Genomic DNA, 7,789 nt, shown 5'->3' with positions numbered 1-7,789 from the left:
GAAGCGGCTGGCGCGGGTGGACGAAATGATGACGCCGATCTTGAGTTTGGACACGTGTGGCCCTCCTTGGTAACAAAAAATAACTGAGGCGATATATGTGCCCTTCAACGCATGCCACAAGAAGGCACCTTCATGTTGTGCAGCGACAAGAATTTGCCTTGGTTACATTCCTGTAAGTATCGGAAAATATAGGGTTTCCGCCGATGTTGCGGGTTTTGGAGGGCGGAAGCGGTCCAGAGTTAGCCAGGCTTTGACGCAATGTTCGCTGCACGGCAACAATTGGTGGCTCCCCCCATGAATCCGGGTTGGCGCGGCGTGGCTTATGGCGTTGCCTCCTGCCTTGGGGCATCGCCACCACGAGGGACATCATGAACAAGTTTTCCGCTGCCTTGGCTCTGGCCATCCTGGCCATGAGCACGACCGGCGCCGCTGCCATTGACCGGCGCGTGCAGATCAACAACTACACCTCTTACGACATCATCAGCTTTTATGCGTCCAATAAGGGCACGCGCTCATGGGAAGAGGATATTCTGGGCCGCAAGATCCTGCCGGCCGGCCATAGCGTCGTCATCAATATCGACGATGGCAGCGGCTACTGCAAATACGACTTCCTCGCCGTGTTCGAGGACGGCGAGGAACTGGTGAAATACAACAACAATGTCTGCGAGCTGAGCCAGTTCAACTATACGGACTGATCGCCCAACGCGGCTCGATAGCGCCGCACGGCTTCGGCAAAGCCCATAAGCAGGGCATCCGCCGTCAGGCCGTGGCCGATGGAAACTTCGGCCACGCCGGGCACCGCCGACTGGAAAGCCGGCAGGTTGGCAAGCGTCAGGTCGTGCCCGGCATTGACACCAAGACCCGCGTCCTGCGCCGCCTTGGCCGTATGCGCCAAAGCGGCCAGTTCGCGCACGGCACGATCGGGAGCATCGTAACAGCCGCCATAGGGGCCGGTATAAAGCTCGATGCGATCAGCACCCACGCGCCGGGCGGCCGCAGCCGCCTCCACCCCGCCATCGGGATCGCAGAACAACGAAATCCGCCGCCCCGGCGCCTTGAGGCGCGCGAGCGCGCGGACGAGCAATTCGCCCTGTCCGGCGAAATCCCAGCCATGATCCGAGGTCGCCTGGGCCGGATCGTCGGGCACCAGCGTCACCTGCTGGGGAGCAACGGCATCGATCAGCGCGAAGAAATCCTCGCTGGGATAGCCCTCGATATTGAATTCGGCGCCCGGATAATCCTCGCGCAACAATTGTGCGAGATCGAACACATCGCTGCGCCTGATATGGCGCTCATCGGGGCGCGGATGCACGGTGATGCCGCTGGCGCCGGCGTCGAGCACCACCCTTGCGATGCCGGTAACGCTCGGCCAGGGCAGGTTGCGCCGGTTGCGCAACTGGGCGACGGCATTGAGATTGACGGATAGCAGGGTCATGACGCTCCCTCGGGGAAAGGCTTTCCTCTCCTATACCGGATCGCCCGCTTCGCCCAATCGAACCTTTTGATGACACTCATAAGGGAAAGGGAGGCATTTGCGCCTCCCCTCAAGTCACATGCTCTGCGGGCCGCGCGAGATGGCGGCAAGGCCGGTGCGCACCACTTCCACCAGCCCCAGCGGCTGCATCAGCCCGATGAAGCTGTCGATCTTGCCCGGCTTGCCGGTCACCTCGAAGACAAAACTCTCCACGGTGGCGTCGACGATCTGGGCGCGGAAGGCATCGGCCAGGCGCAAGGTCTCCGCCCGGTGCTCACCAGAACCCGCCACCTTGATAAGCGCCAGTTCGCGCTCGAGCGAGCTGCCCTCGGCGGTGAGGTCGTGCACCTTGTGCACCGGCACCAGCCGCTCCAGTTGCAGCTTGATCTGCACCAGAACGCGCGGCGTGGCGATCACCACGACAGTGATGCGACTAAGTCGACGGCCGTGTTCGGTCTCGCTGACGGTGAGGCTTTCGATATTGTAGCCGCGCGCCGAGAACAGGCCCACGACGCGAGCGAGGATGCCCGGCTCGTTGTCGACCAGCACCGAGAGCGTGTGCCGCTCGGTTTCCTGGGTGTCCTTGGTCATGAAATAGGCCGAGCCGGTGGGCTGCAGATGTGCGTTCATATCTCTGTCTCCTCTGCAGCGCCCTAGACGAGCTGCCGTCCCTTTTCATCAATGATGTCGCCGATATCGGCGGTATCGGGCAGGATGATCTCGTTATGCGGCTTGCCCGAGGGAATCATGGGCAGGCAGTTTTCGTCCTTTTCCACCAGGACGTCGAAGAGCACCGGGCCGTCATAATCGAGCATTTCGGCGATGGCCGCATCGAGCTCGGCGGGGTTTTCGCAGCGAATGCCCTTGCCGCCATAGGCCTCGGCCAGCTTGACGAAATCGGGCAGCGATTCCGAATAGGAATGAGCATAGCGCGAGCCATGCAGGAGATCCTGCCACTGGCGAACCATGCCCATGCGCTCATTGTTGAGGATGAAGATCTTGATCGGCAGGCGATACTGCACCGCCGTCGAAAGCTCCTGCATGGTCATCTGCACCGAGGCTTCGCCGGCGATGTCGATGACCAGCGCGTCGGGATGGGCCACCTGCACGCCCACCGAGGCCGGCAGGCCATAGCCCATCGTGCCCAGCCCGCCTGAGGTCATCCAGCGATTGGGCTTGTCGAAATGGAAATGCTGGGCCGCCCACATCTGGTGCTGGCCGACCTCGGTGGTGATGAACACCTCCTTGGACTGCTTGCGCGTGGCCTCATAGAGCCGCTGGATGGCGTATTGCGGCTTGATCGCCGTGTCGGAATTCTTGTAGCCGAGCGAATTGACCGCGCGCCACTTCTCGATCTGCTTCCACCACGGCGCCAGCGCCTCGCTGCGCGGCTGGTTGGTCTTGCTGCGCCAGACACGCACCATTTCCGCCAGCACCCGCTCGCAATCGCCGATGACGGGGATATCGACGCGCACCACCTTGTTGATCGAGGAGGGATCGATATCGACATGAATCTTGCGGCTGTTGGGCGAGAAGGCGTCCACCCGCCCGGTGATGCGGTCATCGAACCGGGCGCCGATATTGATCATGACGTCGCAGTCATGCATGGCCAGATTGGCCTCGTAGGTTCCATGCATGCCCAGCATGCCCAGCCATTGCGGGTTGGAGGCGGGGAAAGCGCCCAGCCCCATCAGCGTCGAGGTGACCGGGAAGCCGGTAAGCTCGGCCAGTTCGCGCAAATGCTCGGACGCCTCCGGCCCGGCATTGATGACGCCGCCGCCGGTATAGAAGACCGGCCGCTCCGCCTTGAGCATCATGTCGACCGCCGCCTCGATGGAGGCCGCATCGCCATCCATCTGCGGGCGATAGGACTGGTGGCGCAAGGTTTCCAGGTCCGGCATGTAATAGTCGCCCAGGGCGAACTGCACATCCTTGGGAATATCCACGACCACCGGGCCCGGCCGGCCGGTGGTGGCGATGTGGAAGGCCTCGTGCATGATGCGCGGCAAATCCTCGACGCGCTTCACCAGGTAATTATATTTGGTGCACGAGCGGGTAATGCCAACCGTGTCGCATTCCTGGAAGGCGTCCGAGCCGATCAGCGTGGTGGGCACCTGCGCGGTGATGCAGACCAGCGGGATGGAATCGAGCAGCGCATCGGTAAGGCCCGTGACCGCATTGGTGACGCCAGGGCCGGAAGTGACCAGAACCACGCCGGGCTTGCCGGTGGAGCGGGCATAGCCCTCGGCCATATGGGTCGCGCCCTGTTCGTGGCGCACCAGGATATGCTGCACGAAATCCTGCTGGAACATCGCGTCATAAATCGGCAGGGCCGCACCGCCCGGATAGCCGAAAATATGCCTGACACCCTGATCGGTCAGCGCCTGGATCACCATTTCCGCGCCGGTCATTTTCTCGGCCATTCGTTTCGTCCTTCCCTTCTGATTTGGGAGCCCGATCTCGTAGCGGCAAAAACCGGGCAATAAAAAAGGCCCCATTCGGGACCTGTTTTCGGCGCACCAGCCATTGCGCGGGATACCTATCCCACGTTGCCGATGCGCCTGCCTACTACGAGAATGAGTGCCCGCACGGGACCTCTCCATGAAATCACGGTGGCATTGATAGGAGAGTCCGCGCGCCCGAGTCAAGGCTTGTCGCGTTTTTCTGCATATTCGTCCGCCCGTTCCCGCGCTTTGCGCCGGCGGGGGCTGGCAAGCCGCGCGGGGAATGCTAAAGCCCGTGCCAAGATTATCCCTGACAGTTCGATGACATGACCAAAAGCGCGCTCGACAAGGATCTGCAGCGAGTAACCGGGCTCGAGACCGCCGCGCAGGATCTCGCCCGCAAGCTCGCCGCGCCCGGCATCGCCCTCATCTTCCTTTTGCTGGCCACGCTCTGGGCCAGCCATGCCGTCACCGACACGCAATCGGGCTATCTCATCGTCATCGCCGCGCTCATCGCCGGCTATATGGCGCTCAATGTCGGCGCCAACGATGTGGCCAACAACATGGGCCCCGCGGTGGGCTCCAAAGCCGTCACCATGCTCGGAGCGCTGGTCATCGCCGCCGTCTTCGAGGCGGCGGGTGCCCTCCTGGCCGGCGGCGACGTGGTCAACACGCTGGCGCGTGACATCGTCACGCCCGGCACGCATCTGGACGACATGACCTTCGTGCTGTTGATGATGTCGGCGCTGCTGGCTTCGGCGCTCTGGCTCAACATCGCCACCTATGTGGGCGCGCCGGTTTCCACCACTCACGCCGTCGTCGGCGGCATTGTGGGGGCCGCCATCGCCGCCGCCGGCATCAATGCCGTCAATTGGGGCAGCATCGCCGCCATCGCCTCGAGCTGGGTCATCTCGCCCATCCTGGGCGGCATCTTCGCCGCGCTGGCGCTGCTGCTCATCCACGTTACCATCACGGGCCGGCTCGACAAGATTTCGTCGGCGCGGCTCTGGGTGCCCATCTTCATCGCCGCCATGGCGGCGATCTTTTCGGCCTATCTCGCCACCAAAGGGCTGAGCCGCATCTGGAAGCCGAGCCCCTGGCTGACGCTGCTTATCGGCCTGGGCGTGGGCGCGCTGGCCTGGATCATCTCCATGCCGCTCATCCGCAGGCGCTCGCTCACCATCGAAAACCGCACCAAACATGTCGCCAGCCTGTTCCGCGCGCCCCTGGTGGTGGCGGCGGCGCTCATGTCCTTCGCCCATGGCGCCAATGACGTCTCCAATGCCATCGGCCCGCTGGCCGCCATTGTCGACCGGCTGGGCCAGCACCAGACGGGCGCAACCGTCGCCCTGCCCTTCTGGGTCATGTTCATCGGCGCTTCCGGCATCGCGCTGGGCCTGGCCCTGTTCGGGCCCCGCCTCATCAAGACCGTGGGCGAACAGATCACCAAGCTCAACGAAATCCGCGCCTTCTGCGTAGCGCTCTCGGCCGCCGGCACCGTGCTGGCAGCATCGGCGCTCGGCATGCCGGTATCGTCCACCCACATCGCCATCGGTGGCATTTTCGGTGTCGGCTTCCTGCGTGAATACTGGCAGCGCCTTGCCATGGAGGTGGTGTCTGTGCCCCGCCATGCACGTCACGTCGACCCCGCCGCGCTCAACGCCACGCCCGAAGAGGCCCTGACCCGCGCGCGCCAGCGCGATGGCCGCCAGCTGGTCCGCCGCCAGCAGGTGCTGGGCATCGCCGCTGCCTGGGTCGTCACCGTACCCGCCAGCGGCGCGCTGTCGGCGCTGGTCTATCTGCTGGTGAATATGTTCCTGCGCTGAGCCCGGCTCAGCCGACCAGTTGCTCGTGCAGGTTGACGGCCAGCCGCGCCAGCGTCGGGTCGGAAAGCAGCCGTTTGGCTTCCGAGAGCACCACCCAGTGGCGCAGCCTCTGGCCCATTTCGCGATAGGTCTCGTGCTGGGTCTCGACCCGCAGCGGATAGATATCGATATCCACCAGAACCGATTCATCGGCGCCGGCGCTGCCCCGATAGCTGCCGATGGGACGGGTGGCGATCTCGCCGCTGACGCCGGCCTCCTCGAAAGCCTCCTGCGCTGCGCTCTCCCAGGGCGTCATGCCCGGCTCGATGACACCCTTTGGAAACATCCAGCGACCATTGCGGCGCGAGGTGATGAGGAGAAACGCCACGCGCCCTTCCACGATGGCATAGGGCAACGCGCCGGCCTGGCGCAGTCCTTCGGGCGTGTCCACCCTGGGGCTCCACAGCTTGAGAAGATCGCGCACCATTCTTTTCGTCCCCGACCTTGGATCCCGCGCTCTCTCGCACGAGCCGGCCAGCCTGTCCACCAAACAAAAAAGGGCCCCGAAGGGCCCTTTCGAAACTCTGGCGTCGATTAGTCGAGCAGGGTCAGGTTGGTGGCCGAAACCTTGCCGTCGCGGCCGGTTTCCAGCTCATAGGTGACCTTGTCGCCTTCATAAAGGCCCTGCAGGCCCGAACGCTGAACGGCGGAAATGTGCACGAACGCGTCCTTTTCCCCATTGTCAGGCGAAATGAAGCCATAGCCCTTGGTGGTGTTGAAGAATTTGACGGTACCGTTGATGGCAGACATGGAACTTAGTCCTCGCAAGTGATCGCCGCGAAGATGCGGCTGAGGGTTGAAAACGGGCCGAAATGGCCCGGCCTAAACGATTCACAGATCAGGAGGTAGCCAAGTTCCCGGCTTCTGCCGGTCGATCAGATAGCGCAAGTTCGGTGTCGTGGCGCCGAATATGCCAATATCTGCGTAAAATTCAAGGCGTTTCGCTGGTCAATGAAAAAGCCCCCGACCCGAAACTGGCGTTTCGGTTCGAGGGCCCGAGCGCTTGGGAAAGCGCCTGTGCAGCATGGGGGCGATGCTGCAACTTCTTTTAGCCACGCGGGCAGTAGTCGCGATAACGGCTGCCGTCGCGGCGCTCGTAGATGCAGATGTCACGATTGCTGGACGAACGGCCGACAATATCACCGGCCGCCGCGCCAACAACGGTCCCCACACCGGCGCCGACCGCCGTGCCAAGAACCGTACCGGTAGTGGCCGCACCCACGATTGCCCCGCCGGCAGCGCCAATGGCGGCGCCCTGCTGGGTGGTGGTGCAGGCTGCCAGCGACAGCACGGCCGCGGCGACGATCAGAAACTTGTGCATGAAGAACCCTCCTGGAACAATCCGGTGAGAAGAATGCGCAAGCCTGCCGGATGGTTCCAGCGGCTCTTGAGTTAATTTTTAACGAAGCGGCTCGCCCAGGCAGCGAGCACGACGCTCAGCCACCCCAGGATCATTCCAAGCCCTCCGAGCGGGGCCGCACCGGGAAAGAGGCCCTGCCCCTGCCACTCGCGCAGGCCCAGATCGCCGGCAAAGACCAGTGTCCCGCCCGCCAGCAGCAGCCCGGCAATAAGGAAGAGCCGGCCCCGCCCCGCGAGGATGGCCAGGGCCAGAAGCGCCGGGCCATGGGCAAGGCAGATGCTGGCGATGGCGCCCAGATTGCGGCTCTCTTGGCCATGCGAGCCGCCCGCCGCCGCGGCGACGCCGATGGCGCCCACCAGGCCCGCTATCGCCAGCAGCAGGCGCATCGCCATTTTCTCGCCTTCGGACATGGCCCTTCCTCCCCCCGGCGGTTTCCTCTAGAGCAGTCGTTTGCGAATAGGATGTTTGAGATGAGCGAGCAAGTGAACTCCAGCCGGTCAATCGGCTGGGCCGAGGAATTACGGGCAACCTTTGCCCTGGCCTGGCCGCTCGTCATCGCGCAACTGGCCCAGAATGCCCTGCATACCACCGACGTGGTGCTGCTCGGCTGGCTGGGCCCGACCTATCTGGCCGCCGGCACGCTGGC

Annotated in this window: 9 protein-coding genes; 2 read left to right on the top strand and 7 right to left on the bottom strand. The window is 63.5% G+C overall.

The window, feature by feature from the left end; genetic code table 11:
- The first annotated feature begins 368 nt into the window (after positions 1 to 368).
- Positions 369 to 695 carry a hypothetical protein gene (locus VDP82_RS11030; protein WP_323014897.1) on the top strand — a complete coding sequence of 109 codons (327 nt, stop codon included), beginning with the start codon at positions 369 to 371 and terminating at the stop codon, positions 693 to 695.
- Here VDP82_RS11030 and VDP82_RS11025 read toward each other — a convergent pair.
- The 3 genes from VDP82_RS11025 to VDP82_RS11015 form a co-directional block, all read right to left on the bottom strand.
- A complete protein-coding gene (locus VDP82_RS11025) occupies positions 683 to 1,435 on the bottom strand; it encodes a pyridoxine 5'-phosphate synthase (protein ID WP_323014896.1) in 753 nt (250 codons plus the stop codon). The two genes, VDP82_RS11030 and VDP82_RS11025, sit on opposite strands and share 13 nt — an antisense overlap.
- A 114-nt stretch (positions 1,436 to 1,549) precedes the next feature.
- On the bottom strand, positions 1,550 to 2,104 hold the full coding sequence (ilvN, locus tag VDP82_RS11020) for an acetolactate synthase small subunit (protein WP_323014895.1): 555 nt from the start codon (positions 2,102 to 2,104) through the stop codon (positions 1,550 to 1,552).
- Positions 2,105 to 2,127: 23 nt separating this feature from the next.
- The gene (locus VDP82_RS11015; protein ID WP_323014894.1) at positions 2,128 to 3,897 is read right to left on the bottom strand and encodes an acetolactate synthase 3 large subunit; all 1,770 of its coding nucleotides are present in this window, start codon (positions 3,895 to 3,897) and stop codon (positions 2,128 to 2,130) included.
- A gap of 347 nt (positions 3,898 to 4,244) precedes the next feature.
- Between VDP82_RS11015 and VDP82_RS11010 the strand changes: the two genes are divergently transcribed.
- On the top strand, positions 4,245 to 5,744 hold the full coding sequence (locus VDP82_RS11010; RefSeq protein WP_323014893.1) for an inorganic phosphate transporter: 1,500 nt from the start codon (positions 4,245 to 4,247) through the stop codon (positions 5,742 to 5,744).
- Between the two features lie 7 nt (positions 5,745 to 5,751).
- Here the strand turns inward: VDP82_RS11010 and VDP82_RS11005 are convergent, their stop codons facing one another.
- The 4 genes from VDP82_RS11005 to VDP82_RS10990 all read right to left on the bottom strand — a co-directional run bounded on the left by VDP82_RS11005 (position 5,752) and on the right by VDP82_RS10990 (position 7,553).
- Positions 5,752 to 6,210: an NUDIX hydrolase gene (locus VDP82_RS11005; protein WP_323014892.1), complete on the bottom strand. Its 459-nt coding sequence runs from the start codon at positions 6,208 to 6,210 to the stop codon at positions 5,752 to 5,754.
- Positions 6,211 to 6,317: 107 nt separating this feature from the next.
- Positions 6,318 to 6,533, bottom strand: coding sequence for a cold-shock protein (locus VDP82_RS11000; RefSeq protein ID WP_323014891.1), 216 nt, complete (start codon positions 6,531 to 6,533; stop codon positions 6,318 to 6,320).
- 298 nt (positions 6,534 to 6,831) lie between these two features.
- Entirely contained in the window at positions 6,832 to 7,104 is a 273-nt protein-coding gene (locus VDP82_RS10995) for a YMGG-like glycine zipper-containing protein (protein ID WP_323014890.1), read from the bottom strand.
- Positions 7,105 to 7,175: 71 nt separating this feature from the next.
- Positions 7,176 to 7,553 carry a DUF423 domain-containing protein gene (locus tag VDP82_RS10990; protein ID WP_323014889.1) on the bottom strand — a complete coding sequence of 126 codons (378 nt, stop codon included), beginning with the start codon at positions 7,551 to 7,553 and terminating at the stop codon, positions 7,176 to 7,178.
- Positions 7,554 to 7,789: the final 236 nt, after the last annotated feature.

Source organism: Devosia sp. (genome assembly GCF_034675085.1).
GTDB lineage: Bacteria > Pseudomonadota > Alphaproteobacteria > Rhizobiales > Devosiaceae > Devosia.
The sequence above is the reverse complement of the archived record's forward strand: the minus strand, read 5'-3'. Positions and strand labels throughout refer to the sequence as shown.